The 23,634-nt window shown below is 69.5% G+C and carries 22 protein-coding genes; 10 read left to right on the top strand and 12 right to left on the bottom strand.

The window, feature by feature from the left end; genetic code table 11:
- Window positions 1–189: 189 nt before the first annotated feature.
- The 4 genes from ABB34_RS09445 to ABB34_RS09460 form a co-directional block, all read right to left on the bottom strand.
- Window positions 190–3,969: a translocation/assembly module TamB domain-containing protein gene (locus tag ABB34_RS09445; RefSeq protein ID WP_057641093.1), complete on the bottom strand. Its 3,780-nt coding sequence runs from the start codon at window positions 3,967–3,969 to the stop codon at window positions 190–192.
- 92 nt (window positions 3,970–4,061) lie between these two features.
- Window positions 4,062–5,846 carry an autotransporter assembly complex protein TamA gene (locus ABB34_RS09450; protein ID WP_057641073.1) on the bottom strand — a complete coding sequence of 595 codons (1,785 nt, stop codon included), beginning with the start codon at window positions 5,844–5,846 and terminating at the stop codon, window positions 4,062–4,064.
- Window positions 5,847–6,034: 188 nt separating this feature from the next.
- The gene (locus ABB34_RS09455) at window positions 6,035–6,463 is read right to left on the bottom strand and encodes a HEPN domain-containing protein (protein WP_057641074.1); all 429 of its coding nucleotides are present in this window, start codon (window positions 6,461–6,463) and stop codon (window positions 6,035–6,037) included.
- A complete protein-coding gene (locus ABB34_RS09460; protein ID WP_057641075.1) occupies window positions 6,450–7,037 on the bottom strand; it encodes a nucleotidyltransferase domain-containing protein in 588 nt (195 codons plus the stop codon). The genes ABB34_RS09455 and ABB34_RS09460 overlap by 14 nt, the downstream gene beginning before the upstream one ends.
- A 229-nt stretch (window positions 7,038–7,266) precedes the next feature.
- Here ABB34_RS09460 and ABB34_RS09465 point away from each other — a divergent pair, with 229 nt between their 5' ends.
- The 5 genes from ABB34_RS09465 to ABB34_RS09485 all read left to right on the top strand — a co-directional run bounded on the left by ABB34_RS09465 (window position 7,267) and on the right by ABB34_RS09485 (window position 10,210).
- Window positions 7,267–7,680, top strand: a complete 414-nt coding sequence (locus ABB34_RS09465; protein WP_211258191.1) for a hypothetical protein — start codon at window positions 7,267–7,269, stop codon at window positions 7,678–7,680.
- 2 nt (window positions 7,681–7,682) lie between these two features.
- Window positions 7,683–8,099 (top strand): DUF2231 domain-containing protein, encoded by a 417-nt coding sequence (locus ABB34_RS09470; protein WP_057641076.1) that lies wholly within the window; start codon window positions 7,683–7,685, stop codon window positions 8,097–8,099.
- A 148-nt stretch (window positions 8,100–8,247) separates the two neighbouring features.
- A complete protein-coding gene (gene folE / locus ABB34_RS09475; RefSeq protein WP_057641077.1) occupies window positions 8,248–8,925 on the top strand; it encodes a GTP cyclohydrolase I in 678 nt (225 codons plus the stop codon).
- The gene (locus ABB34_RS09480) at window positions 8,922–9,485 is read left to right on the top strand and encodes a redoxin domain-containing protein (RefSeq protein ID WP_057641078.1); all 564 of its coding nucleotides are present in this window, start codon (window positions 8,922–8,924) and stop codon (window positions 9,483–9,485) included. The genes folE and ABB34_RS09480 overlap by 4 nt, the downstream gene beginning before the upstream one ends.
- Window positions 9,486–9,496: 11 nt before the next feature.
- Window positions 9,497–10,210: an RNA polymerase sigma factor gene (locus ABB34_RS09485; RefSeq protein ID WP_057641079.1), complete on the top strand. Its 714-nt coding sequence runs from the start codon at window positions 9,497–9,499 to the stop codon at window positions 10,208–10,210.
- Between the two features lie 76 nt (window positions 10,211–10,286).
- Here ABB34_RS09485 and glyS read toward each other — a convergent pair whose 3' ends face one another.
- Together glyS and glyQ are read right to left on the bottom strand one after the other, a co-directional pair.
- Complete coding sequence (glyS, locus tag ABB34_RS09490; RefSeq protein WP_057641080.1) at window positions 10,287–12,455, bottom strand: glycine--tRNA ligase subunit beta; 2,169 nt, start codon at window positions 12,453–12,455, stop codon at window positions 10,287–10,289.
- Complete coding sequence (gene glyQ / locus ABB34_RS09495; protein WP_057641081.1) at window positions 12,452–13,363, bottom strand: glycine--tRNA ligase subunit alpha; 912 nt, start codon at window positions 13,361–13,363, stop codon at window positions 12,452–12,454. The genes glyS and glyQ overlap by 4 nt, the downstream gene beginning before the upstream one ends.
- A gap of 76 nt (window positions 13,364–13,439) precedes the next feature.
- Between glyQ and ABB34_RS09500 the strand changes: the two genes are divergently transcribed.
- The 3 genes from ABB34_RS09500 to ABB34_RS09510 all read left to right on the top strand — a co-directional run bounded on the left by ABB34_RS09500 (window position 13,440) and on the right by ABB34_RS09510 (window position 17,052).
- On the top strand, window positions 13,440–15,257 hold the full coding sequence (locus ABB34_RS09500; protein WP_057641082.1) for a GspE/PulE family protein: 1,818 nt from the start codon (window positions 13,440–13,442) through the stop codon (window positions 15,255–15,257).
- Window positions 15,254–15,979, top strand: a complete 726-nt coding sequence (locus tag ABB34_RS09505) for a glutamine amidotransferase (RefSeq protein WP_057641083.1) — start codon at window positions 15,254–15,256, stop codon at window positions 15,977–15,979. Before ABB34_RS09500 ends, ABB34_RS09505 begins: the two co-directional genes overlap by 4 nt.
- Before the next feature lie 176 nt (window positions 15,980–16,155).
- Complete coding sequence (locus tag ABB34_RS09510; RefSeq protein WP_057641084.1) at window positions 16,156–17,052, top strand: BPSS1780 family membrane protein; 897 nt, start codon at window positions 16,156–16,158, stop codon at window positions 17,050–17,052.
- Between the two features lie 139 nt (window positions 17,053–17,191).
- Here ABB34_RS09510 and tatC read toward each other — a convergent pair whose 3' ends face one another.
- The 4 genes from tatC to ABB34_RS09530 all read right to left on the bottom strand — a co-directional run bounded on the left by tatC (window position 17,192) and on the right by ABB34_RS09530 (window position 19,576).
- On the bottom strand, window positions 17,192–17,938 hold the full coding sequence (gene tatC, locus ABB34_RS09515) for a twin-arginine translocase subunit TatC (protein WP_057641085.1): 747 nt from the start codon (window positions 17,936–17,938) through the stop codon (window positions 17,192–17,194).
- The gene (gene tatB / locus ABB34_RS09520; RefSeq protein WP_083490147.1) at window positions 17,935–18,363 is read right to left on the bottom strand and encodes a Sec-independent protein translocase protein TatB; all 429 of its coding nucleotides are present in this window, start codon (window positions 18,361–18,363) and stop codon (window positions 17,935–17,937) included. The genes tatC and tatB overlap by 4 nt, the downstream gene beginning before the upstream one ends.
- Window positions 18,364–18,378: 15 nt before the next feature.
- The gene (tatA, locus tag ABB34_RS09525) at window positions 18,379–18,606 is read right to left on the bottom strand and encodes a Sec-independent protein translocase subunit TatA (RefSeq protein ID WP_057641086.1); all 228 of its coding nucleotides are present in this window, start codon (window positions 18,604–18,606) and stop codon (window positions 18,379–18,381) included.
- Window positions 18,607–18,679: 73 nt separating this feature from the next.
- On the bottom strand, window positions 18,680–19,576 hold the full coding sequence (locus ABB34_RS09530; RefSeq protein WP_057641087.1) for a lipid-binding SYLF domain-containing protein: 897 nt from the start codon (window positions 19,574–19,576) through the stop codon (window positions 18,680–18,682).
- A gap of 166 nt (window positions 19,577–19,742) precedes the next feature.
- Here ABB34_RS09530 and hemH point away from each other — a divergent pair, with 166 nt between their 5' ends.
- Window positions 19,743–20,699 (top strand): ferrochelatase, encoded by a 957-nt coding sequence (hemH, locus tag ABB34_RS09535; protein WP_057641088.1) that lies wholly within the window; start codon window positions 19,743–19,745, stop codon window positions 20,697–20,699.
- Window positions 20,696–21,553 (top strand): alpha/beta fold hydrolase, encoded by an 858-nt coding sequence (locus ABB34_RS09540; protein ID WP_057641089.1) that lies wholly within the window; start codon window positions 20,696–20,698, stop codon window positions 21,551–21,553. The genes hemH and ABB34_RS09540 overlap by 4 nt, the downstream gene beginning before the upstream one ends.
- 142 nt (window positions 21,554–21,695) lie before the next feature.
- Here ABB34_RS09540 and ABB34_RS09545 read toward each other — a convergent pair whose 3' ends face one another.
- Both ABB34_RS09545 and ABB34_RS09550 read right to left on the bottom strand, forming a co-directional pair.
- Entirely contained in the window at window positions 21,696–22,478 is a 783-nt protein-coding gene (locus ABB34_RS09545) for a M48 family metallopeptidase (RefSeq protein ID WP_057641090.1), read from the bottom strand.
- A 114-nt stretch (window positions 22,479–22,592) separates the two neighbouring features.
- Complete coding sequence (locus ABB34_RS09550) at window positions 22,593–23,501, bottom strand: recombination-associated protein RdgC (protein WP_057641091.1); 909 nt, start codon at window positions 23,499–23,501, stop codon at window positions 22,593–22,595.
- Window positions 23,502–23,634: the final 133 nt, after the last annotated feature.

Genomic DNA, 23,634 nt, shown 5'->3' on the forward strand with positions numbered 1-23,634 from the left:
TCCCGTCAGGCAGAACAACGGCCGACGGTAGCGGCGCGGGCAGACAGTGGCAACCGCCAGCAGTCACGGCATGCGGGGCAATCACGGAATCACGTGGGTGCCGGGCTTGTCCGGCACGGGTTGCATCGGGAAAGCCCATGCGGGGCAAGCCCCGCATCTACGGACGGGCTTGCCACGCGCGCCGCTGGATCACTTCTCCTTGCGCCAGTTGATCGAGCCGCGGTTCTCCACCGTGCTGGACTCGACCTCGACGTCGAAGCCGCGGCGCAGCAGGTACTTGAGGGTCAGCACCGAGCCGCTGCCGATCAGCGAGACGCCGTAGCCGACGTAGAGCTTGGGGGTGATGTACTTGCCCACGCCGATCACCGCGCCGCCCAGCGCGCGCGACTGGCTGACGCCGGCGTCGTCCAGGCCGAGCCGGGCGCCGACCTGCGCGGCGATCAGGCCGCTGCCGGCCGACAGCGCCGCCGAGGCGGCGTTGACCTGCTGCGCCTGGTCGCTGCTGGCCATGCTCAGGCTGCGGCCGAGCACGAGGTAGGCCAGCGCCTCGGATTGCGACATCGCCGGGTCCGACCACACGTCCACGCGCGGTTGCTGGGCACGGCCGGTGACGTGGATGCCGGCGGTGACCTCGCCGATGGCGCGCTGGGCGCGGATGTTGATGCGCGGGTCGGAGACGATGCCGTGGTTCCACAGCAGCTGGCCGTCGGTGATGGTCAGGTCCTGGCCGTAGGCCTTGTAGCGGCCGCTGACCTCCAGCCCGCCGTTGGCGGTCATCTCGTGGCCGGGGCGCGCGCGCACCTGCATCCTGCCGGTCAGCGCGCCCTTCAGGCCGAAGCCGCTCATCTTCACCTTGTCGCCGAGGCTGACCGCCAAGTCCATGTCCAGCGGCGAGGTGCGCGTTTCCTCCGGGTCCACCGGGTCGAGCACCACCACGTCCTCCGAGGCCGAGGTGCCGCGATCCAGCCGCTCCAGGTCGATCGCGGCCTCGGGCACGTGCACGCTGCCGCGCAGTTCCATCGCGGTGCCGGCCAGGGTGAAGTCGAGGTCGGGGTTGGCGACCACGCGCAGTTCGCTGGTGTTGGACACCAGCACGTTGTCGCCGGCGATGTGCAGCTGCAACGGCTGCGCGTCGCCGAACCACGACAGGCCGCCGTCCACGCGCAGCTTGCCTTCGCCACCGGTGTTGACCTCGGCGGCGATGCGCGCCGAGCCGTCGGGCTGGGCGCTGAAGCGGCCGCTGCCGTCGCTCAGGGTCAGCCCCAATGCCGGGAACTCGCCGCTGAAATCGCTCAGCTTCGCCTCGCCGCCGAGCGAGGGTTGCGCGCGCGTGCCACGCAGGCTGACGTGGCCTTCGACCAGCCCTTTTGGCCGCACCAGGTCGGGCGAGAACAGCTCCATCCAGTACAGCCGCGACATGTTCAGGTACAGCTCGCCGGTAAGCGCGGCGTCCGCCTCCCAGCCGGTCTGCACCCGGGCATCGACGAAGCCGTCGCCCTGGAAGCCGATGCCGAGGTAGCCGTTGATGGCGCCGGGCTGCATGTCCACGTCGAGCGAGAAATGGTCATAGCGCACCAGTTCACCGCGGGCGTTGTCGCCCAGGCGGATGCCGCCTTCCAGCGAGGCGACCTTGAAACTGCCCTCCCATGCCTTGCCGCGCGGGCGCAGGTGGCCATCGAGGGTGACGTCGCCGCGCAGGTACATGCGGCGGCCGGCATTGGGCGGCAGCCACGGTTGCACCAGCGCCAGCGGCAGGGCGTCGCCGCTCAGGCGCAGGCCCTCGCGTGGCCAGTCGGCGCCGATGCACAGGCCACCACCGGTTTCCGAGCCGAGGCAGGCGTCGGCGAGGGTGAAGCGGCTGCCCTGCACGCCGAACGCCGCCGGCTGCCGCAGTTGCCACGGCGCGCCCTTCACCGGCGCCACGCGCAGCGAGGCCAGTTCGCCGCGCCATGCCGACCCGGCCTGATGGACGCTGCCGGCCAGCACCAGCTCGCCCAGTTCATTGCGGACGGCGGCATCCAGCTTCAGGTTCTGCAGGCTGCCACGGGCGTCGATGCGCAGCTGGTCGAGCAGCAGGCCGGCTTCCACCGCGCTGGCGCGCAGCTGCAGGCTGCCGTCGTCGCCCCGCCACGGCAGGTGGCCGCCGAGGCTGAGCTGGCCGACCTTCCAGTCGTCCCATTGCAGGCTGTCGCCGTGCAGGTCGGCACTGATGTCCGGTTGCGACGGGGTGCCACGCAGCCGCGCGGTGCCGGCGAGGCTGCCGCTGGCGCCGGGCAGCAGGTCGGACAGGTGCAGCGGCTCCAGCCTGGCGTCCACGTCGAGGCGGTCGCCGACCTTGCCCTTGGCCTCGACGCGGCTGTCGCCCAGCTGCAGGCGCAGCTCGCCTTCGCCCTGCGTGCCCTGCACGGCGAAGCGCGCGCGCGCATCCACCGCACGCCCGCGCAGGTGGCCACGCAGCTGCGGCAAATCGACCTTGGCTTCGACGCGCAGTTCGTCGCCTGCGGCGGTGGCCGGCAGTTGCTTGCCGGTGGAAGCCAAGGTGCCGGACAGGTTGCCGTCCCAACCCGGCAGGAAGTAGCCGGGGTCGAAGCCGGCCAGCGTGGCGCTGACGTCCCATGCCAGTTCCGGCGCCCATGCCGCCGAGCCGGCGAGGTCGAGCGTGCCGCCCGGCGTGGTCGCCTTGAAACGTTCGATGCTGGCCTGCTGGTCGTTGCCGCGCACGTCGAAGTCCAGGCTGGCATCCTGCGCGGCGCGCGCGACTTCGGCGTTGCCGATCGCCGCCCAGTTCTTCAGGTTGCCGGCCACGCCCAGCCGCGCCTGCTTCAGGTGCATCGGTACCGGCGCGACGCCGGGGGCGGCGGGGTCCGGCTGCGGCGTCCAGGTCAGCTGTTCGGCGATCACCGCGGCGCGGAAGCCCGGGTTCTGCGCATCGCTGAAATCGGCCTTGCCCTGCAGGCGCACGCGGCCGCCGAAAGCCTCGACCACCAGTGGCGAGGCGGTCAACACCTGGTTGTCGAGGGCGAGGTTGGACGGGGCCAGCACCAGTTCGCGGTCGCCCTGGCGCACGCGGCCGCGCAGCTGCGCGTTGCCGCCGCGGCCGTGGGCGGTGAAGTCCAGCAGCAGCGGCGCCGGAGCCTGCGCCATGTACTGCGCCGGCACCAGCTGGCCGAGGTCGAGCTGCTCGCTGCGGGCGGACAGCTGCCATGTCGGGTCCTGGCGGCCGTCGAACACCAGGTTGGCGCGCAGGGGCTGCGGCGAATGGCTGGTCAACGCCACCTGCATGTGCGCCAGGTCGCCGCGCGCGACCAGCCCGAGCCGCGCCGGTGCCTGCCCCGGCCGCGCCGGCAGCAGCGCGCGCACGGTCAGGTCGGTGCGGTAGTCCTGGCGCGGCAGGTAGTGGCCGTCGATCCGGAAGTCGCCGAGGTTGCCTTCCACCTCGAGCGCGGTGGCGCGGAACTCGCCATCGGCCGCTTCGATGCCGCCGCGGATCCGGCGCAGGTCGACGACCGGCGCGTCGTGCGGGGCGATGCGCAGGCGGTCGATGACGATGCGGTCGGCCTGCAGCGCCAGCGGCAGCTCGATGGCCGGCAGCACGTCCGGCCAGCGCGGCAGTTCGAAGGGGGTGTCTTCCGATGGCCCCAGCTCCAGCCGTGCGTCGTTGATCTCCAGCGCGTCCAGCCGCAGCTTGCGGCCGAGCAGCGGGCGGATGTCCGGGTCGAGCAGCGCGCGGCGGGCGGTGAAATGCAGGTCTTCGTAGCGGAAATCCAGGTCGTGCAGCACCAGCGGCCCGGCCAGCGGCCCCTCGGCCTTGCTCCAGCTCAGCGACGAGTTGGCCGGCAGCCGCGCCACCACCTGCGCCAGCAGCACGTCGCGCCCGGCGATGGTCTGCAGCAGCCAGTACACCGCCAGCAGGGCCAGCAGCAGCAGCGCGCCCATGCCGATGCCGCTGCGGATGGCCAGCGTGCGCATGCGCGCGCGGCGCCGCGCGCGCAGGTCGGCGATGCGCGCTTCGCGCTGCTCCGGGCTGATGTCGCCGGATGCGATGTCGTCGGCGCGGCGGCTCACAGGTCCGCTCCGATGTTGAGGTACAGCTGGAACTGCGAATCGGGGTGGTTCAGGCCGTGGGCGATGTCCACCCGCACCGGGCCCACCGGCGATTTCCAGCGCACGCCGAAGCCGACGCCGGTATGCAGGTCGATGCCGTCGTCGAACGCGCTGCCGCTGTCGACGAACACCGCCGCGCCCCACGGACCGCCACCAAAGTAGTGCTCGTACTCGGCCGAGCCGACCACCAGGTGCTTGGCGCCCAGCGCGTACTTGTCCGGCGCCGGCGTGCGCGGGCCGATCTCGCGCCAGGCATAGCCGCGCACCGAGCGGTCGCCGCCGGCGAAATAGCGCAGGCTGGGCGGCATCGCCACCAGGTCGCCGGTGCGGGTGGTGCCGGCCTGTCCGCGCAGGATCAGGCGGTCGGCCTCGCCCACCGGCACGTACCAGCGCAGGGTGGCGTCGGCCTGGATGAAACTGGTGTCCGAACCGGCGCCCTCGATGCCGCCGCGCAGCGTGGCGTTGCCGCTGAAGCCGCGGCGCGGGAAGGCCTTGTCGTCCACGTCCACGTAGTCGGCGGTCAGCTGCGGGTAGACCAGCGTCGAGCTCTGGTATACCGCGTCGTTGAACGGGTCGCCGGAGCTGTAGCGCCAGCGCTCGCGCAGCGCGTTGAGCGAGGCGATGACGGTCCAGTGCTCGTTGAGCTCGCCGCTGCGGCTGCCGATCAGCTTGAAGTTGCGCATGTCGATGTAGCGGGTCTGCTCGTCGTACGCGCTGATGGCGAAGGTGTACCAGCCGTCCAGCCAGCGGAACGCCGGGATGCGGTAGCTGGTGACCAGGCTCTTGCGCTTCTGCGCGTAGTCCAGCTGGGTGTTGAGCTTGTGCCCGCGGTTGTTGACGTAGCGCCGTTCCACGCCGCCGCGCACGCCGGGCCCGCTCTCGCTGCCGTAGCTGACGCCGGCGCTGTAGATGTTGCGCTTGGCCAGGGTGAGGTTGACGTCCACCGGCACCCGCCAGTCGTCGTCGGCCAGCTCCGGGTGTGGCTGAATGTCGATGACGCCGAAGTAGTCCAGCTTGGTCAGCGATTCGCGCAGGCGGTCGAGCTTGCCCTCGTGCCAGTAGCTGCCTTCCTCCCAGTACACCAGCGGCTCGAACAGGCCGTCGCGGAAGTAGTCCTGGTTGAAGCGGATCGGGCCCATGTTGTAGCGGCCGCCGCTGTCCCAGCTCAGGAAGATGTCGGCCGCGTTCTGCGCGCGGGTGACATCCACCTTGCGCTGGGTGAAATCGGCGTCGAAATAGCCGCGCTCGGCCAGGCGCCGGGTGATGACGACCTTGCTGGCCTCGTAGGTGACGTGGTCGAACGGCTCACCCTCGCGTGGGCGGAAGTCGCCCAGGTCCTCGCGCAGGTAACGGTCGCGCACCGCCGGGCCGGTGATGACCACCTCGGCCTGCCGTACCCGCACCGGCTCGCCCTTGTCCACGTGGATCACCACCTGCAGGGTGTCGCCCTGGCGCGGCGCTTCCACCTTGACGACCGGGTTGTAGTAGCCGAACGGCTCCAGCGCCTGCCGCGTCTGCCGCTCCGCCTGCGACAGCAGGTATTCCAGCCGCGACTCGCCCTGCACCTTGCCGATGGCCTCGTACAGCGTCAGCGAGACTTCGATGTTCTCGATGAGGGCCGCGTCGTCGTCCTTGTCCAGCCCGGTGATCCGCACCTTCTCGATGGTGCCGCGGGCATGGGCGGGAGCGGCGGCCAGCAGGGCGGCGGCGAGCAGGAAAAACGTGATTCGGGCAGGCAACATCGCAGCAGCATACCGGGCCGAACGTTACCGGCAAAATCACGGTGCGAGAGGCAAAAACCGCGTGAAATCGGCGTAAAGAAAGCGCCTGTTCCCGCGAGTGGTCACGGATGCCTGAACGCCGTGGGAGCGCACCTTGGTGTGCGGTGGGGCGTTATCGGGAAAGCTCCATCGCGCACCAATGTGCGCTCCTACAAATCAGCCTTGACCCACTTCCTCACTGCTTCGATCAGCGCAGCAGCATGCCGCAACGCCTCGTCCACCATCGCCTCGCCAACCAGGTCGCCGCTGTAATCGACCACGTTGCGCTGCTTGCGCAAGGCGTCAAGCTGGATGGCGACGTTCTTGTCCAGACCCAATGTCAGCGGCAGGGTCTGGATCATCGTCTGGTGGTGGCCGGGCTTGCTGGTCAGGGTGCGGTAGCCGCTGGACTGCAAGGCGGCATTGGCTGCCTGCATGATGGCGCGGTAGGCGATGTCGAAGCGGCTTTCGTTGCTCAGGCCGGGCGTTTTGGCATCCTGCAGCGCGCGTTGCGCCGCTTCCAGCAGGCGTTGCACGTCGGCCGGCTGGGCCGCGACGCGCTCCAGCTGGCCGATCCTGACCAGATTATCCAAGCTCATCTTCACCCCCGATCAGGAACAGCTTGGGCTTGGCCATCACCTCGCGGTAGAACGTGCCATCACCTGCGGCCAGCTTCTGCCATTCCGCAGGCGAATACAGCTTCGGGTTGATTTCCCGGCCCAGGGTTTCCTGTGCCGGATACAGTGCCGTGACCACCTCGCCGTAGCCCAGGCCCTCACCGATCAGCAGCACGTCCACGTCACTGCCCGTGCGAGCCTTGCCGCTGGCGTTGGAACCGAACACGAAGGCCACGCGGATCCGCTCCGCCAGTGGCAGCAATGCCTGCGCCAGTACGTCGGCCAGCCCACTGGTCTTGCGCAGGATCGAGGCCAGCTCCTCGAACACGGGGCTGCGCGTATTGGCGGCGTACAGCACCTGATTTCCCCGTGGGCTGCGGGTGAGCAGACCGGCTTCCACCAGCTTGGCCAGTTCGCGCGCCAAGGTGCCGGAAGTGGTGCCGGTCAGACGGGCGATTTCACGCTGGTGGTAGCTGTTTTCCGGGTGCAGCAACAACAGGCCCAGCACACCGCGCCGGTATCCGGGGAAAAGAACATTGGCCAGTGCGGTGTCCATGAACTCGACTGCTGCTTTATTGGCAGCGATTGTAGCCTTTTCAGCAGCACCTACAACGCTCGGGCTGCAGGTTCACATGCCCGCTCAAATGGCGCTTCCCGGACCTCGCCGCTTCGACATCAGACACTCCTGATCTGTATCGGGAACGCGGCGCGCACTGGCCGCATCCAATGGGCAAGAGGGGAACCAACGCCCCCGACAACGCCATCCACCACCCAGAGAGATAGCCATGTCACTCCTTGCAAGCCTCCAATTCGCCAACCCCCTCCCCCACACACTTGCCACCGCGACGGTACAAGTACCCACGCTTGCCCATGTCCTGATCGCCCTTGCCGTCGCCGCCACCGGCGGGCTCGTCCTTGCCGCCTACGTGCTCCGCAACAAGTTCGCGCCCTGGGCGCTTTCCCTGCTGCATGCCGCCCTTGGCGCGACCGGGTTGTTGTTGCTGATTGTTTCGATCGTGCGTGGAGCGGCATCGCAACCGGTATTGATCGGCTTCGCATTGCTGCTACTGGCCGCTCTCGGCGGGTTCTTTCTCGCCTCGTTCCACCTGCGCAGGCGCCTGCCGCCCAAGGCCGTGGTGGTGGTCCACGCCGGCGTGGCCGTGGCGGGCTTCCTGGTCGTGCTCGCGCAGGTGCTGTGACCATGCGCCATCCCCTGCACCCCGCGCTCGTGCACTTTCCGGTCGCCTGCTGGTCGTTGGCGGTCGTGGCCGATGTTGCCGGGCTGTGGTTCGGAGAAACCGCGTGGCGTTGGTCCGGCGGGCTGCTGGTGGCGGGGTGCTCGATGGCATTGGTGGCGATGCTCGCCGGCATGCTGGAGCTTTCGCGGGTGCCGGAGGGTGCCGCGATGGGCGATGCATGGCGGCACATGGGCGCGATGCTGCTCGCCTTCGCCCTGTTTGCGGCCCGGTTGCTGCTCCGGCTCGATCACCTGCACCTGCTGGCGCCGGACACGCTGTCGCTGCTGCTCGATGGCGTCGGTTTCCTTGCCCTCAGCGCCGGTGGCTGGTTCGGCGGACGGTTGGTCTACGTCCACGGCGTCGGCGGCAGCCGGACATGAGCGACGGCACCCTCGCCCCCCCACAAGGCGTGCATTCGCTTCCACCCCATGCGCTTCCCCGTCCGCGGCGGCAGGCACCCGCATTCGGAGACCCCTCGTGACGAAAACCGCCCTTGCACCCGTCGTCCGCGACGGCACGATCACCGCGATGAAGGCTTCCGATCGCATCCGGCTGAGGCTGGACACCGCCGGCAGCCCGCATCGCGCCAACGACAACATTGCCGATTTCATCGAAGACGGCGAGCTCGACGAGTTGCGGCAGGAGGTCGAGGTACGGATGAAGGAAGTGCTGCACGCGCTCGTCATCGACACCGAGCACGACCACAACACCGCCGACACTGCGCGGCGCGTGGCCGCCATGTTCGTCAACGAGGTGTTTGCCGGCCGCTACCGCCCTGCGCCCGCGGTCACCACCTTCCCCAACGTGTCGCGGCTGGACGAATTGATGATCGTCGGCCCGATTGCCGTGCGCAGTGCCTGTTCGCACCATCTGTGCCCGATCACCGGCAAGGTCTGGATCGGCGTCATCCCCAATGCCGCCTCCGATGTGATCGGCCTGTCCAAGTACGCGCGCCTGTGCGACTGGATCATGAGCCGCCCGCAGATCCAGGAAGAGGCGGTGGTGATGCTCGCCGACGAACTGGAACGGCGAATCGAACCGGACGGGCTGATGGTGGTGATGGAAGCCGACCATTCCTGCATGCAATGGCGCGGGGTCAAAGATGGGCAGGCGCTGATGGTCAACTCGGTCGCACGCGGCGTGTTCGTGCACGATGCCGCGCCGCGCCGCGAATTCCTTGCCCTGATTGGACGGAATACACGATGAAACTGTCGGCCCCTACCACCGCGCCGGCACTCATGCTCACCGATGCTGGCGGCCAACCGGTTGCCTTGCAGCCAGGCAAGCGCATGCTGCTGGCGTTCTTCCGCGATACACGTTGTCCGTTCTGCAACCTGCGGATATTCGAACTGACCCAGCGCCACCGCGAGTTGTCTGCCGCGGGGCTGGAGATCACGGCCATATTCGCCTCCACCCCCGACGAGGTGGCGCATTTCGTCAGGCAACGCCCGCGCCCGTTCCATGTAGTCGCGGATCCTGACGATCTTGCCTTCCGCGCCTACGGCATCCAGCACTCCTTCACCGGGAAGCTGCATGCGGTGTTCTTCAGAACGCGCCAGTGGCTTGCGGGAATGCGCATCGCCGGCTGGCGGCGGACACTGCGCGGCTTGGGCGGGCTCAATACCGGCAACGTCCTTCCCGCCGATTTCCTGATCGACGAATCCGGCTGCATCCGCGACGTCTACTATGGCGAAGATGCGGGGGACCACATCCCATTCGAGCGTATCGAACGCTTTCTCGCCCGCCCGGCGCCCCGCCGACAATGAGGCCACAGGCCATGTCCCTTTCACTCGGAAACCTTGCCACTGCCACTCCGACCGACGCATCGGATGCCGAACTCGTCTCCCGTGCCGCCAGCGGCGATGGCGCCGCGTTCGCAAGCATCATGCGGCGCCACAATCGCATGCTGTTCCGGACCGCGCGCAGCATCGTCAAGGACGATGCCGAAGCCGAGGATGTCGTGCAGGAAGCCTACCTCTTCGCCTGGCGCGCACTGGGCCGCTATCGCGCGGAGAGCAAACTCTCGACCTGGCTGGTGCGCATCGCGGCCAATGAAGCATTGGCGCGACGGCGGCGCAAGAGCGCACAAATCATCCCGTTGGAGGCGGTCATGGCCCATGCGGACCCCGACACCCTGGCATTCCTGGCCGATGAATCCGGCCGCGAACCGGAGCAACTGACCATGCGCATGCAGATGCGCAAACTGATGGAGGAGCGTATCGACCTGCTTCCGGACGCATTTCGCACCGTTTTCATATTGCGCGCGGTCGAGGAAATGAGCGCCGAGGAAGTGGCCAGAGCCTTGCAGATTCCCGAAGCCACCGTGCGTACCCGCCTGTTCCGCGCACGGAGCCTGTTGCGCGAAGGCCTGGCCCGGGAAATGGACCAGGCGCTCGACGATGCCTTCTCGTTCGACGGTGCACGTTGCGACCGGATCGTCGCCAACGTGCTGGCCGTGGCCCGCACCGAAGGGCTTCACGGCGGGGAGTAGGCCGCGCGGTACGTCGAGCCAGCCGCGCTGCCGGGCAAGCCCGGCAGCTATGGGTGGAAGTGCGGCGGGAACCCCGTCAGTTGGACAGGTGCTCGATGGCGGCAACGCTGCCGAGGCGGTCGCCGAGGGTGCGCAGCAGGGCCAGGCGGTTGCCGCGCAGGGCCGCGTCGTCGGCGTTGACCATCACCTTGTCGAAGAAGGCGTCCACCTGCGGGCGCAGGCGGGCCAAGCGCGCTAGCACGGCCACGTAGTCCTTTTGCGACAAAGCGACGTTGGTGTCGTCGATGGCGGCGGCGACGGCTTCGGCCAGTTCGCTCTCGGCCGGTTCGCGCAGCAGCGACGGGTCGATCTGCCCCGGAATCACGCCCTCGGCCTTGCGCAGGATGTTGCGGATGCGCTTGTTGGCCGCGGCCAGTGCCTCGGCCTCCGGCAACTGGGCGAAGGTACCGATGGCGTCGATGCGGCGGTCGAAGTCGTACAGCGAGGCCGGCTTCAGTTCGGCGACGGCGTTGAAGTGGGTGGCGGGGACGCCCTTGTCGGCGTAATAGCCGCGCAAGCGATCCAAGATGAAGTCGTAGATTTCCGTATAGCGTGTATCAGTGAGCGAACGAGCATTGGAGTGTCCTGCCGGAACCTCAACGCCCCGCGCCTTTGCTTCCTCGCCAATGCGCGCCTTGTCCCTAAGCACGACCTCGGACATTGAAAACATCACGCGTTCGGCTGCCATATGTAGCAACACTGGCAAGTCGAGATCGAAGCCCGATTCGATGATCGTCCGCGCCAAGCCCAACGCATTGCGTCGCAGCGCGAACGGGTCCTTGTTGCCGGTCGGCTTCAACCCGGCGGCGAAACCGCCGGCCAGCGTGTCCAGCCGCTCGGCAATCGCCAGCACCTTGCCGAGGTTCGACGCGGCGATGTCATCGGCGGCGAAGCGCGGCTGGTAGGCCTCGTCGATGGCCAGCGCGACGGCGGGCGATTCGCCGCCGGCCACGGCGTAATGGCGGCCGGCGATGCCCTGCAATTCGGGGAATTCGCCCACCATGCGCGACTGCAGGTCGTTCTTCGCCAGTTCGGCAGCGCGCCGGGCCTGCACCGGGTCGGCGCCGACCTGCGGGGCGATGGCCTGCGCCAGCGCGCCCACGCGCTGCACCTTGTCGGCGACGCTGCCGAGCTTGGCCTGGTAGGTAACGGTTTTCAGGCCGTCGCCCATCGCCACCAGACCCTGCTTGAGGTCCTCGTCGAAGAAGAACTTGGCATCGGAGAAGCGCGGGCGGATCACCCGCTCGTAGCCCTTGGCGACCTCGGCCACGTCCTTCGATTCGATGTTGGCGATGCCGATGAACTTCTCGGTCAGCTTGCCGGCGCCATCGAGCACCGGGAAGAACTTCTGGTTGACCTCCATCGTCTCGACCAGCGCTTCCTGCGGCACGGCGAGGAATTCGCGCTCGAAGCTGCACAGCACCGCCGCCGGCCATTCGACCAGGTTGACCACCTGTTCGAGGTTGTCGTCGGTGATGCGCGCCACGCCGCCGGCCTTGGCCGCGGCGGCGTTGACCTCGTGCACGATGCGCTCGCGGCGGGCGTCGGCATCGACGATCACGCAGGCCGCCTGCAGCGATTCGACGTAGTCGCCCGGCTGGCTCAGCCACACCTGCTTGTCGTGCATGAAGCGGTGGCCGCGGCTCATGCGGTCGGAGTTCAAACCCAGCAGTTCGGCCGGCACCACGTCCTTGCCGTGCAGCAGCACCAGCCAATGCACCGGGCGGGCGAAGCCGTATTCGTGCGCGCCCCAGCGCATCGGCTTGGGGATCGGCATCGCGGCGATGGCCTCGCGCAAGATCTCCTGCAGCAGTTCGGCGGTGCGCGCGCCCGGGGTGACCGAGCGCAGCACGAAGCGCTCGCCCTTGGCGTCGGTGGTGCGCTCCAGCTGCGTCCAGTCGATGCCGGCCTTGGCGGCGAAGCCGGCCAGCGCCTTGGTCGGCTCGCCGTTGGCATCCAGCGCGATGTTCAGATAGGGGCCGAACACTTCCGAATGCTGTTCGGGCTGCTCGGTTTCCACGCCCGGCAGCAGCACGGCGAGGCGGCGCGGCGTCGAAAGCGGCTTGGCGTCGCCACGCTCGAAAGCGATACCGCGCTTGGCCAATCCATCAATCACGCCATCGAAAAACGCCTGTGCCAGGCCCGGCAGCGCCTTGACCGGCAACTCCTCAACGCCCAGTTCGATCAGCAGCGGCTGCATGCTCATGCCTGCACCTCCTTGGCGGCCACCGCTTCGAGGCGCTTGGCCTCGTACAGCTTGGCGACCGCCTGCGCCAGCGCGCGCACGCGCAGGATGTAGCGCTGGCGCTCGGTCACCGAGATGGCGCGGCGGGCGTCGAGCAGGTTGAACGAATGGCTGGCCTTGCACACCTGCTCGTAGGCCGGCAGCGGCAGGCCGGCCTCGACCAGCTTCTGCGCCTCGGCCTCGCAGGCGTCGAAGCGGTGAAACATCTCGGCCATGTCGGCATGCTCGAAGTTGTAGGTGCTCTGCTCCACCTCGTTCTGGTGGTAGACGTCGCCGTAGGTAACCGGGGTGCCGTCCGGGCCGTAGGTCCAGACCAGGTCATAGACGTTGTCGCAGTTCTGCAGGTACATGCACAGGCGTTCCAGGCCGTAGGTGATTTCGCCCAGCACCGGCTTGCACTCCAGGCCGCCGGCCTGCTGGAAGTAGGTGAACTGGGTCACTTCCATGCCGTTGAGCCAGACTTCCCAGCCCAGCCCCCATGCACCGAGGGTCGGCGATTCCCAGTTGTCCTCGACGAAGCGCAGGTCGTGCACCAGCGGGTCGATGCCCAGCGCCTTGAGCGAATCCAGATACAGCTGCTGGATGTTGTCCGGGCTCGGCTTCATCGCCACCTGGTACTGGTAGTAGCGCTGCAGGCGGTTGGGGTTCTCGCCGTAGCGGCCGTCGGTGGGGCGGCGCGAAGGCTGCACGTAGGCGGCGTTCCAGCTTTCCGGGCCGATCGAACGCAGGAAGGTGGCCGGGTGGAAGGTGCCGGCGCCCACTTCCAGGTCCAGCGGCTGGATCAGCACGCAGCCCTGCTTCGCCCAGTAGTCGTTGAGGGTCTGGATCAGGCCCTGGAAAGTGATCGGAACGGTGGGAGTCGCGGACATGCTGCCTGGGCCGTACGGAGGGGTGCGCTAGTATAGCGAGCGACCACATGGCGGCCGCGCCAGCAAGGAGTTTCAGGTGGAACAGCAGGCCGCGCACAGCGCCCCCAGCCCGCCCGTCCCGGTAGCCATCGCCCCGGGCCGGCTGCAGTTTTCCAACGTCGCCGCGGCGCTGCTGGGCGACGGGCTGGTGGCCGCGCACGACCAGGAACGCATCCGCTTCTCCGCGCAGGGCGCGCGCAACGCCAGCGAGGTGCACCCGCTGGTGCTGCTGGCCAACCTCAAGCTGGCCGCCGCGCCGCCGGCTTCCGGCGAGCTGGGGCTGGAGCGGCTGACCGAATGGCTGGCCGCGCGCACCGACACCCGCTACCTGCGCATCGACCCCACCCGGGTCGACGTGGCCGGCGCCACTGCGGTGGTATCGCACGCCTACGCGCGCCGCCACCGTATCCTGCCGCTGGCGGTGGACGCCGAGCGCGTGCTGGTCGCCACCAGCGAGCCGCTGGCGCGCGACTGGGTGCCGGACCTGCAGCACCTGGCGCGGCGCCGGATCGACGTCGTGCTGGTCAACCCGCTGGACCTGCACCGCTACTCGATGGAGTTCTTCGGCGTCACCCGCTCGGTGCGCGGCGCGCGCGGCGACGTGCGCGGCGAAGGCAACGGCACCCTGCCCAGCTTCGAGCAGCTGGTGGAACTGGGCCGCGCCGGCGACGTCAACGCCGACGACCACCACGTGGTCAGCATCGTCGACTGGCTGCTGCAGTACGCCTACGAGCAGCGCGCCAGCGACATCCACCTGGAGCCGCGCCGCGACATGGGCCGGGTACGCTTCCGCATCGACGGCGTGCTGCACAAGGTGTTCGAGCTGCCGCCGGCGGTGATGACCGCCGTGGTCAGCCGCATCAAGGTGCTGGGGCGCATGGACCTGGCCGAGCGCCGGCGGCCGCAGGACGGGCGCATCAAGACCCGCTCGCCGGGCGGGCGCGAGGTGGAAATGCGGCTTTCGACGATGCCCACCGCGTTCGGCGAGAAGTGCGTGATGCGCATCTTCGACCCGGACGCGGCGTTCAAGAGCATCGAGCAGCTCGGCTTCAGCCCCGAGGAAGCGGCCGGATGGAACGAGCTGACCACGCGCCCGCACGGCATCGTGCTGGTCACCGGCCCGACCGGCTCGGGCAAGACCACCACCCTGTATTCCACGCTCAAGCGGTTGGCCACGCCGGACGTGAACGTGTGCACGGTGGAGGACCCGATCGAGATGATCGCGCCCGAGTTCAACCAGATGCAGGTGCAGGCCAACATCGACCTGGACTTCGCCGCCGGCGTGCGCACCCTGCTGCGGCAGGACCCGGACATCATCATGATCGGCGAGATCCGCGACCTGGAAACCGCGCAGATGGCGGTGCAGGCCGCGCTCACCGGCCACCTGGTGCTGTCCACCCTGCACACCAACGACGCGCCCTCGGCGATCACCCGCCTGCTCGACCTCGGCGTGCCGCACTACCTGATCGCCTCCACCGTCAACGGCGTGCTGGCGCAGCGGCTGGTGCGTACCCTGTGCCCGCACTGCAAGCGCGCCGACGTGCCCGACGACGTCGATTGGGCGCCGCTGCGTGATGCCGATGAGGCATTACCTGATGCCATCCACGCCTGTGCGCCGGTGGGTTGCCTGGAATGCCGGCGCACCGGCTACATGGGCCGCGTCGGCCTGTACGAGCTACTGCCGCTTGGGCCGACGCTGCGTGCGCGGATCACCGCCGACATGGACCTGGCCGGTTTCCACCGTGCCGCGCGTGGCGAAGGGCTGCGCACGCTGCGCCGCGCCGGGCTTGAAAAGGTGGCGGCCGGGCTGACTACAATCGAGGAAGTCCTGTCAGTCCTGCCTCCCACGGAATGAAGCCCCTGCCGTTCCTGATCGTCGAAACCGGGCAACCGTTCCCGACCCTGCGCCGCTACGGCCGCTTCCCGCACTGGATCCGCGTGGCCGCCGGGCTGGAAGAAGCCGAGACGGTCACGGTCAACGTCGAGCACGGTGAAACCCTGCCGTCGCGCGAGGGCTACGCCGCCACGATCATTACTGGCTCGGCCGCATTCGTCACCGACCGCGCAGAGTGGAGCGAGCGCAGCGCCGGCTGGCTGCGCGAGGCCGCCCACGCCGGCATGCCGCTGCTGGGCATCTGCTATGGCCATCAGCTGCTGGCGCATGCGCTGGGTGGGCAGGTGGACTACAACCCGGCCGGGCGCGAATCCGGCACCATCCGCCTCGACCTCGACCCGGCCGCCCACGCCGACCCGCTGTTCGCCGGCCTGCCGGCCAGCTTCCCGGCGCAGGCCACCCACCTGCAGACCGTGCTGCGCGCGCCGGAAGGCGCCACCGTGCTGGCGCGCTCGGCGCAGGACCAGTGCCATGCCTTCCGCTGGGGCGAGAACGCCTGGGGCATGCAGTTCCACCCCGAGTTCGCCACCCACCACATGCGCGGCTACGTGCGCGCCCGCGCCGACTGCATTGCCCGTCACGGCGGCTGCGCGCGCAGCGTGGCCCGGCAGGTCACCGCCGCGCCGCAGGCCCGGCAACTGCTGCGCCGCTTCGTGCGCCACGCCCGCGGCCACGCCGGATGATTCCACGTAGGCGCGGGGCCTGCCCCGCACCGGGGCGTTGCCGGTAATGCCCCATGCGGGGCAAGCCCCGCACCTACACCGGCCGCTGGCGCCTCTTCACTACGCCCCTCGCCTTTCGGGCGATAATCCGCGCGCGCCGGCGGCCGTGCCGGCAACCTCCCCGTTTCGGAATTGCAATGAGCGATATTCGCAAGGTGCCGGCCGCTGCCGGCGCGCAGTGGCTGCTGGACGCGTTTTCCCTGTTCCGTCGCGCGCCGCTGCAACTGGCCATGCTCGGCGTGGCGTGGATGCTGGTCACCACCCTGATCCTGCTGCTGGCGCAGGCGCTGCCGGGCTGGCTGGGGCTGGCCGTGCAGTTGCTGTCGTTCGCGGTCGGGCCGCTGATGTTCGGCGGCATGCTGTGGGCGGTGAGCGAAATCGACCAGGGCCGCCCGGCGCTGCCCGCGCACCTGCTGCAGCCCATCCGCGACCGCCGCGTCTCGCACCTGCTGGTGCCGCTGGCGGTGCAGTTCATCGCCGTGCTGCTGCTGGGCACGCTGCTGTTCTCGCTGATCGGCCGCGAGGGCTTCGGCGCCTTCAGCGAGGTCATGGTGAAGATGCAGCAACTGCAGCAGTCGGGCCAGCAGGTCAGCCAGGAGGAAGCGCTGGCGCTGGTGGCCGGCATCCCGGTCAAGCGCATCGCGCTGTGGGTGCTGATCGGCCTGGTCACCTTCATCGCGCTGAGCATGGCCATGTTCACCCAGCCGGCGCTGGTGATGTTCGACCGCCACAGCGGCCTGCACGCGCTGCGCATGAGCCTGCAGGGCTGCGTCGAGAACTTCCGCGCGATGGCGGTGTTCATGGTGCTGGGCATGATCGCCACGCTGTGCATCTACTTCGTGGTGATGGTGCTGATGCAGGTGGCGCTGCTGCTGGCCGGCCCCGGCGCGGCGGCGCTGGTGATGCAGCTGGCGATGACCACGGTGATCATGCCGCTGTACGTCGGCTCGGTGTACGCGGCGTGGAAGCAGATGTTCGCGCACCGCGGGCGGCCGGTGCCGCCGCCGGCTGCCGGGCACGTGTTCGAGGCCTGATCGACCCGCAGTGGGTGCCGGCCAACGGTCGGCGCCCACCAATCACGACTCCGGAACCGCCGGCTCACCAGCCGTAGGTGCCGGGCTTGCCCGGCACGGGGCTTCACCGGGAAAGCCCCATGCGGGGCGAGCCCCGCATCTACGGTTCCGACGCGGGTTGCTTGCGCGGCACCAGCCAGCGCGCGGCCTGGATGCCCAGTTCATAGAGGAAGCACATCGGGATCGCCAGCATCAGCTGCGACACCACGTCCGGCGGGGTCAGCACCGCGGCCACCACGAAGATGCCGACGATGGCGTAGCCGCGGCCTTCGCGCAGTTGCTGCGGCGACACCCAGCCCAGCAGCACCAGGATCACCATCGCCACCGGCAGCTCGAAGCTGGCGCCGAAGGCGAAGAAGATCGCCAGCACGAAATCCAGGTAGGCGCCGGCGTCCGGGGTGATGGCGATGACGTCCGGGCGGAACGTGGTCAGGAAGTGGAACACCGCCGGCAGCACCAGGAAGTAGGCGAACGCGCAGCCGACGTAGAACAGCGTCACCGCCGAGGCCAGCAGCGGCAGCGCCAGCCGCTTCTCGCGCGCGTACAGGCCGGGCGCGACGAACGCCCACGCCTGGTACAGCAGCCACGGCACCGCGATGAACAGCGCGGTGAAGAAGGTCAGCTTGAGCGGGGCGAAGAACGCGCCGGCCGGGTTGGTGGCGATCATCGACTGCCCGTCGGGCAACTGCGAGATCAACGGTGTGGCCAGGTGGCTGTAGAGCGCGCGCGAGAACGGCAGCAGCGCCAGCAGCACCATGCCCAACCCCAGCAGGCCGCGCATCAGCCGCGCGCGCAGTTCGATCAGGTGTTCGATCAGCGGGCTCTCACCCGGGCCGGCATCGCTCACGGCGTCCGCTCCCCTGCGGTGGACGGGGCGGCCGGTGCCTGCGCTTCCGCCTGCGGTGCCGCGGCCGCGGCTTCATCGGGAACGCCGGCCGCCGCCTCGCCTGCCGGCGCCGCTTCGCCGCCGGGCCCTTCGATTGCTTCGACATCGTGGCGCAGCGCCTCGGCCTGCTGCTGCACCTGCCGGGTACCGTCGCGCATTTCCTGCTCGGCCTGCCGCATCGACTGGCGCACGGCATCCAGGTTGCGCTTGAGCTCTTCGGCATGCAGCTCGCGCTCCAGCTCCTGTTTCACCGAATCCCACTGGTTGCGGGCGCGGCGTACCCACAGCCCGGCGAAGCGCGCCGCCTTGGGCAGGCGCTCCGGGCCCAGTACCACCAATGCCACCACCGCGATCAGCAGCAGCTCGCCGAAACCGATGTCAAACACGCCCGAACCCCGGGGTCAGCGCGCTTCGCGGTCGTGCTCGGCCTGCGTGTCGCGGCTCTTGTCGGCGCCGCGCGACTCGTCGCCCAGCTGCGCGGCGGGCTTGTCGTCCTCGCGCATGCCCTTCTTGAACTCCTTGACCGCATTGCCCAGATCCTTGGCACCGCTCGTCAGCCGCTTGGTGCCGAACACCAGCACGACGATGACCAGCACGATCAACCAGTGCCAGATGCTGAAACTGCCCATGATCCGCTCGCGTTATCCAGTAGGAGGCCGGTGAGCATAACCCACCCCGCCTCGATGAATGCCCTGCCGGAGGTCAGTTGCCGTCGTCCAGCGACTCGGTGCGGATCTCGCCCTCGGACACCGGCTGGAAGCCCTGCTGCGGCGCGTTTTCGGCCGGGGTCGCCTGCAGCGGCTGGGTGACCGCGTCGTTGCCGGCCTGCGGCTGCGGCTCGCCGGACACGGTGACCGGCTGCGCGCGCGGCGCCGACGCGGCGACCGTGCCGCCCTGGGTGCCGCGCTTCTCGCGCGCGGCGTAGGTGGATTCCTCCAGGCGGTCGCGGAAGGCGACCACGTCGGCCGACGGCGCCGTGGTCAGCCGGCCCTCCAGGATCATCCGCGGGGTGATGCCCTGGCCGTAGGCGTCGAGGTTGGCGGCATCGTCGATCGACAGCACCGCGCCGTCCAGCGCCACCCCGGCGAACAGGCCGCGGGCGCGCGACCACGACCAGATCTCGGCCTTGAGCTGGCCGTCGGTGGCTGCCGCGGCGCTGCGCCCGACCGGGCCGGCGGCCACGCCGGCGTCGGCGCCGAGGGTGAACTTGCCGTTGACGATGTTGTCCAGGCTGCGGTCATTGCGGAACACCAGGATCACGTCGGAGGACTGCACGCCGGCCTGGAAGCCGATGCTGCCGCCGGTGAGCTTGACGAACACCGGGTTGGACCAGCTGCCGTCGCTGCCCTTGACCGACATCAGGCCGTGGCCGCGGCGGCCGCCCACCACCAGCCCGGCCTTGATGGTGTCGGGGATGACCAGGATCGCGCGGCCCTCGTCGAGCAGCTTGTCGGGGATGGCCTGCTCGGGGATCTCCTGGATCTCGCCGAGCACGCGCACGGCGTTGCGGGCGCGCTGGTCTTCCTGCGGCCCGGCCACGGCGCTGGCGGACAACAGGCTGGCGGACAACAGCAACACGAGGCACGGCAGGCGGCGCATGGCAGGCTCCAGAAGTCGGTGCACGGAAAGATAAAGCAAGTGCCCGAAATTAGTAGCGCGGCGATGAATCGCCAGTGAGCGGGTCCGGCCGGCGATTGCCGCGACGAATCGTCGCGATCGCCACCGCGGCGTCGCCGCCGTCGCCCGCACCTGCGAGAATGCGCGCATGTCCGACGCACCCACCACCGCGCTGCTCGCGGTCAACCTAGGCACGCCCGAGACACCCACCGCGCCGGCGGTGCGTCGTTACCTCGCCGAATTCCTCGGCGACCCGCGCGTGGTTTCGATCCCGCCGCTGCTGTGGAAGCCGCTGCTGCACGGGCTGATCCTGCCGCTGCGCGGCGGCCGCTCGGCGCACAAGTACGCGCAGGTGTGGCTGCCGGAAGGCTCGCCGCTGGCGGTATACACCCGGCGCCTGGCCGAGGCGATGCAGCGCGAGCTGCCGCATTGGCGGGTGCGCGATGCGATGCGCTACGGCCAGCCGGCGCTGCGGCCGGCCTTGGACGCGCTGGCCGGCGAAGGCGTCGAGCGCATCGTGGTGCTGCCGCTGTACCCGCAGTATTCGACCACCACCACCGCCTCGGTCGAGGACGTGGTGCGGGACTGGCAGGCCCGCCACCCGCAGGTGGAAGTGCGCACGGTCCATGACTATGCCGACGACCCGCGCTGGGTGGCGGCGGTGGCCGATTCGATCCGCGGTTACTGGCAGCGCAACGGCCGCGGCGACCGGCTGCTGTTCTCCTTCCACGGCATCCCGCAGCGGCTGGCCGATGCCGGCGACCCCTACCCGCAGCGCTGCGAGGCCAGCGCGCGCGCGATCGCCGCCGCGCTGGAACTGGGCGAGGGCGACTGGCAGTTGGCTTATCAGTCGCGCTTCGGCCGCGAGCGCTGGCTGCAGCCCTACGCCGAGCCGACGCTGTGGGCGCTGGCCGAGGGCGGCGCGAAGACCCTCGACGTGGCCTGCCCCGGCTTCGCCACCGACTGCCTGGAAACGCTGGAGGAAGTGGCGTTGGGCTTCACCGCCAGCGTGGCCCGGCACGGCGCGACGATGCGCTACATCCCCTGCCTGAACGACGCCCCCGAGCACGCCCTCGCACTGGCCGCGCTGGCACGGGACGCATGACCACCGCGTTCGCGCTGGACCTCGGCGGACTGCACGTGGCCGGGCTGCGCGCCGGCACGCCCGGCGGGCTGCCGGTACTGGCCCTGCATGGCTGGCTGGACAACGCGGCCAGCTTCCTGCCGCTGGCCGGCCAGTTGCCGGAGCTGGACTGGGCGCTGCTCGACCTGCCGGGCCACGGCCTGAGCGGGCACCTGCCCGCCGATGCCGCCTACACCATGCCGCAGGCGATCGCGCAGACGCTGGCGATCATGGACGCACTGGGCTGGGCGCGTTGCGTGCTGCTCGGCCATTCGATGGGCGCGGCCATCGCCAGCCTGACCGCCGCGGTGGCGCCGCAGCGGGTGCGGGCGCTGGTCTGCATCGAGGCGCTCGGCGGGCTGGCCGCCCCGGCCGACGAAACCGTCACCCGGCTGCGCGCGCATCTGGCCGCGCTGGCGGCGCTGGGCGACAAGCAGCTGCGCGTGTTCGCCGACCTCGCCGCGCCGGTGCGCGCGCGGATGCAGGCCAACCAGCTGTCCGAAAGCTCGGCGCGGTTGTTGGTGGAACGCGGCGTGCGCCCGGTCGCGGGCGGCTGGAGCTGGTGCAGCGATCCGCGGCTGATGCTGCCGACCGCGGTGCGCATGACCGAGCCGCAGGTGCGCGACGTGGTCGCCGCCATCGAGTGCCCGGCGCAGGTGATCTATGCCACGCCGGCACAGGCGTATTTCCCCGAACCGGAGCGCAGCCAGCGCGCCGCCCTGCTGCGCCGCGGCCGCCTGCACACCCTGCCAGGCCACCACCACCTGCACATGGACCAGCCCGAGGCGGTGGCGGCGCTTGTCCGCAAGTTCCTGTCATCGGGAGACGTCGCGTAGGTGCCGGGCTCGCCCGGCACGGCTTCATCGGGAAGGCCCCTGCGGGGCAAGCCCCGCAGCTACGGCCGGCACCTCCACGTAGGTGCCGGGCTTGCCCGGCACGGCTTCATCGGGAAGGCCCCCTGCGGGGCAAGCCCCGCAGCTACGGCAGCAGTTGCCGCAGGGTCGCCTTGAGCCGGCGCCCTTCCGCGCGCAGGTAGTCGCGCTCGGCGCGCCACTGCGGGAAACGCGCTTCCACCTCGGCCCAGAACGCCGGCGAGTGGTTGGCCTGCAGCAGGTGGCACAGCTCGTGGACCAGCACGTACTCGAACGCCGAAGGACGGGCCAGCGCCAGTGCCAGGTCCAGCGCCAGCGAGCCGTCCGGCGCCAGCGAGCCCCATTGCGAGGACATCACCTTCAGCCGCAACCGCGCCGGCGCGCGCGGCAGCCCCGGCAGGTAGCCGGGCAGCCAGCGGCCGACGTCGGCGCGCATCCGCGCTTCGAGGAATTCGCGCAGGGCGCGCCGGAACGCCGCCTCGCCGGCCCTTGCCGGCAACTGGACGACGATGCCGTCGGCATCGGCCTCGACCCGGGCGAAGCGCCCTTCCTGCCAGCGCAGCGGCAGCAGTTCGCCACGCAGCGGCAGCAGGCCCGGTTCACGCAGCGTCAGCGACGGCGCCAGGTGGTCGCCCTGCAACCGTGTCAGTTGCTGCTGCAGCCATTGCCGGTGTTCCAGCAGGAAGCGTTCGCCCGCTACCAGGCTCGCCCGCGGCGGCATCGTCAGCCGCGCGCCGCGCTCGTCCACGCTGAGCTTGAGCCGGCGCGCGCGCGGGTCGCGCACGCGCAGCACCTCGATCTCGGCGTCGTCCAGCCGTAATCGCACCGTGTCGCGCTGGATCGACGGCGCGGCGGGGGCGGGTAGCAGGCGGCGGAACAGGGAGGTCATGCAACCAGCATACGACGGCGCAGGAGACCTTGTAGGAGCGCACCTTGGTGCGCGATGGGGCGTTGCCGGGAAAGCTTCATCGCGCGCCAAGGTGCGCTCCTACGAGCAGCTGGCTCAGTTGTCGGCCTTGCTCAGCTTGAACGCCTGCTCCAGCAGCAGGAACAGCCGGCGGATCTCTCCGCTCTGCAGCGCGAAGCGCGCGTCCAGCTCGGCGCGGCGGCCTTCCTCGTCGATGTGTTCGAGCTGGTCCAGCGCGCCGTCGAGGAACTTGAGCTTGCGCACGATCAGGTCGTCGCCGAGCACGAACGAGAGGTTGTCCTCGAACACCAGCGCCAGCTTGGTGACCTGCTTGCCGGCATCGAGGTGCTTGTCGATCTCGTCACAGCGCAGCTCCTGGTGCTGGCACTTGACCACCGCGCCGCCCTCGGCCGGGTCCTTCATCTCGCACTCTTCGCCCAGGCTCAGGCCCTCGGGCAGCGGCTCGCCGGCGATCCATGCGGTCAGGATCGAGCGCGGCGCGACCTCGGCGTTCAGCGGCATCGCCGGGAAGCTGCCGAGCAGCCCGCGGATGTCGCTCATCACGTTCTCGCCGGTCTTGCGGCTGGAACTGTCCACGGCGACGTAGCCGTGCTGCAGGTCGAGGAAGGCATCGGTGCGCGAGCTCTTGACGAAGGCGCGCGGCAGCAATTCGTGCAGCAGGTCGTCCTTCATCCGCTTGCGCTCGCGGCCGCCGGGCTTGCGCCCTTCCTTCTCCTCGATCTCTTCGAGCTTGCGCGCCAGCAGGTCGTTGACCACCGCGCCGGGCAGGATCTTGTCCTCGCCGCCGACGGTGAGCCACAACGCATCGCCGATGCGGTGCGAGAACTGCGCCTTCTCCTCGCGGCCGAACGGCGAGATGAAGCCGCGCGAGGTCATTTCCAGCGGGCCGACCGGCTTGAGCACCACGTGCGGCAGCAGGGTATCGACTTCGGAAAAATCAACGGAGGTGGGGAAGCGGAAAAGCGTGAGGTTTTTGAAGAACATGCGATGACCGGAAAGGAGAAAGGATGTGGGCTTTCCCTTCTCCCTCCGGGAGAAGGTGCCCGAAGGGCGGATGAGGGGCGAGCGGAGTCAGTGAGGTCTGAACCATCGTGCTGTTTCTTATCAACATCTGCCA

Origin of the sequence: Stenotrophomonas daejeonensis (genome assembly GCF_001431505.1) — a bacterium.
Taxonomy (GTDB): domain Bacteria; phylum Pseudomonadota; class Gammaproteobacteria; order Xanthomonadales; family Xanthomonadaceae; genus Stenotrophomonas; species Stenotrophomonas daejeonensis.

What these genes read in the sequence shown, in the direction of transcription:
- ABB34_RS09530 (WP_057641087.1), bottom strand. Translation starts at nt 19,576, where the DNA reads ATGCGCCGCCTGCCGTGCCTCGTGTTGCTGTTGTCCGCCAGCCTGTTG.
- ABB34_RS09470 (WP_057641076.1), top strand. Translation starts at nt 7,683, where the DNA reads ATGCGCCATCCCCTGCACCCCGCGCTCGTGCACTTTCCGGTCGCCTGC.
- glyS (WP_057641080.1), bottom strand. Translation starts at nt 12,455, where the DNA reads ATGAGCATGCAGCCGCTGCTGATCGAACTGGGCGTTGAGGAGTTGCCG.
- ABB34_RS09545 (WP_057641090.1), bottom strand. Translation starts at nt 22,478, where the DNA reads ATGACCTCCCTGTTCCGCCGCCTGCTACCCGCCCCCGCCGCGCCGTCG.
- glyQ (WP_057641081.1), bottom strand. Translation starts at nt 13,363, where the DNA reads ATGTCCGCGACTCCCACCGTTCCGATCACTTTCCAGGGCCTGATCCAG.
- ABB34_RS09460 (WP_057641075.1), bottom strand. Translation starts at nt 7,037, where the DNA reads ATGGACACCGCACTGGCCAATGTTCTTTTCCCCGGATACCGGCGCGGT.
- ABB34_RS09445 (WP_057641093.1), bottom strand. Translation starts at nt 3,969, where the DNA reads ATGCGCACGCTGGCCATCCGCAGCGGCATCGGCATGGGCGCGCTGCTG.
- ABB34_RS09505 (WP_057641083.1), top strand. Translation starts at nt 15,254, where the DNA reads ATGAAGCCCCTGCCGTTCCTGATCGTCGAAACCGGGCAACCGTTCCCG.
- ABB34_RS09450 (WP_057641073.1), bottom strand. Translation starts at nt 5,846, where the DNA reads ATGTTGCCTGCCCGAATCACGTTTTTCCTGCTCGCCGCCGCCCTGCTG.
- ABB34_RS09455 (WP_057641074.1), bottom strand. Translation starts at nt 6,463, where the DNA reads ATGAGCTTGGATAATCTGGTCAGGATCGGCCAGCTGGAGCGCGTCGCG.
- hemH (WP_057641088.1), top strand. Translation starts at nt 19,743, where the DNA reads ATGTCCGACGCACCCACCACCGCGCTGCTCGCGGTCAACCTAGGCACG.
- ABB34_RS09485 (WP_057641079.1), top strand. Translation starts at nt 9,497, where the DNA reads ATGTCCCTTTCACTCGGAAACCTTGCCACTGCCACTCCGACCGACGCA.
- tatA (WP_057641086.1), bottom strand. Translation starts at nt 18,606, where the DNA reads ATGGGCAGTTTCAGCATCTGGCACTGGTTGATCGTGCTGGTCATCGTC.
- ABB34_RS09480 (WP_057641078.1), top strand. Translation starts at nt 8,922, where the DNA reads ATGAAACTGTCGGCCCCTACCACCGCGCCGGCACTCATGCTCACCGAT.
- ABB34_RS09550 (WP_057641091.1), bottom strand. Translation starts at nt 23,501, where the DNA reads ATGTTCTTCAAAAACCTCACGCTTTTCCGCTTCCCCACCTCCGTTGAT.
- folE (WP_057641077.1), top strand. Translation starts at nt 8,248, where the DNA reads ATGAAGGCTTCCGATCGCATCCGGCTGAGGCTGGACACCGCCGGCAGC.
- ABB34_RS09540 (WP_057641089.1), top strand. Translation starts at nt 20,696, where the DNA reads ATGACCACCGCGTTCGCGCTGGACCTCGGCGGACTGCACGTGGCCGGG.
- ABB34_RS09510 (WP_057641084.1), top strand. Translation starts at nt 16,156, where the DNA reads ATGAGCGATATTCGCAAGGTGCCGGCCGCTGCCGGCGCGCAGTGGCTG.
- ABB34_RS09465 (WP_211258191.1), top strand. Translation starts at nt 7,267, where the DNA reads ATGTCACTCCTTGCAAGCCTCCAATTCGCCAACCCCCTCCCCCACACA.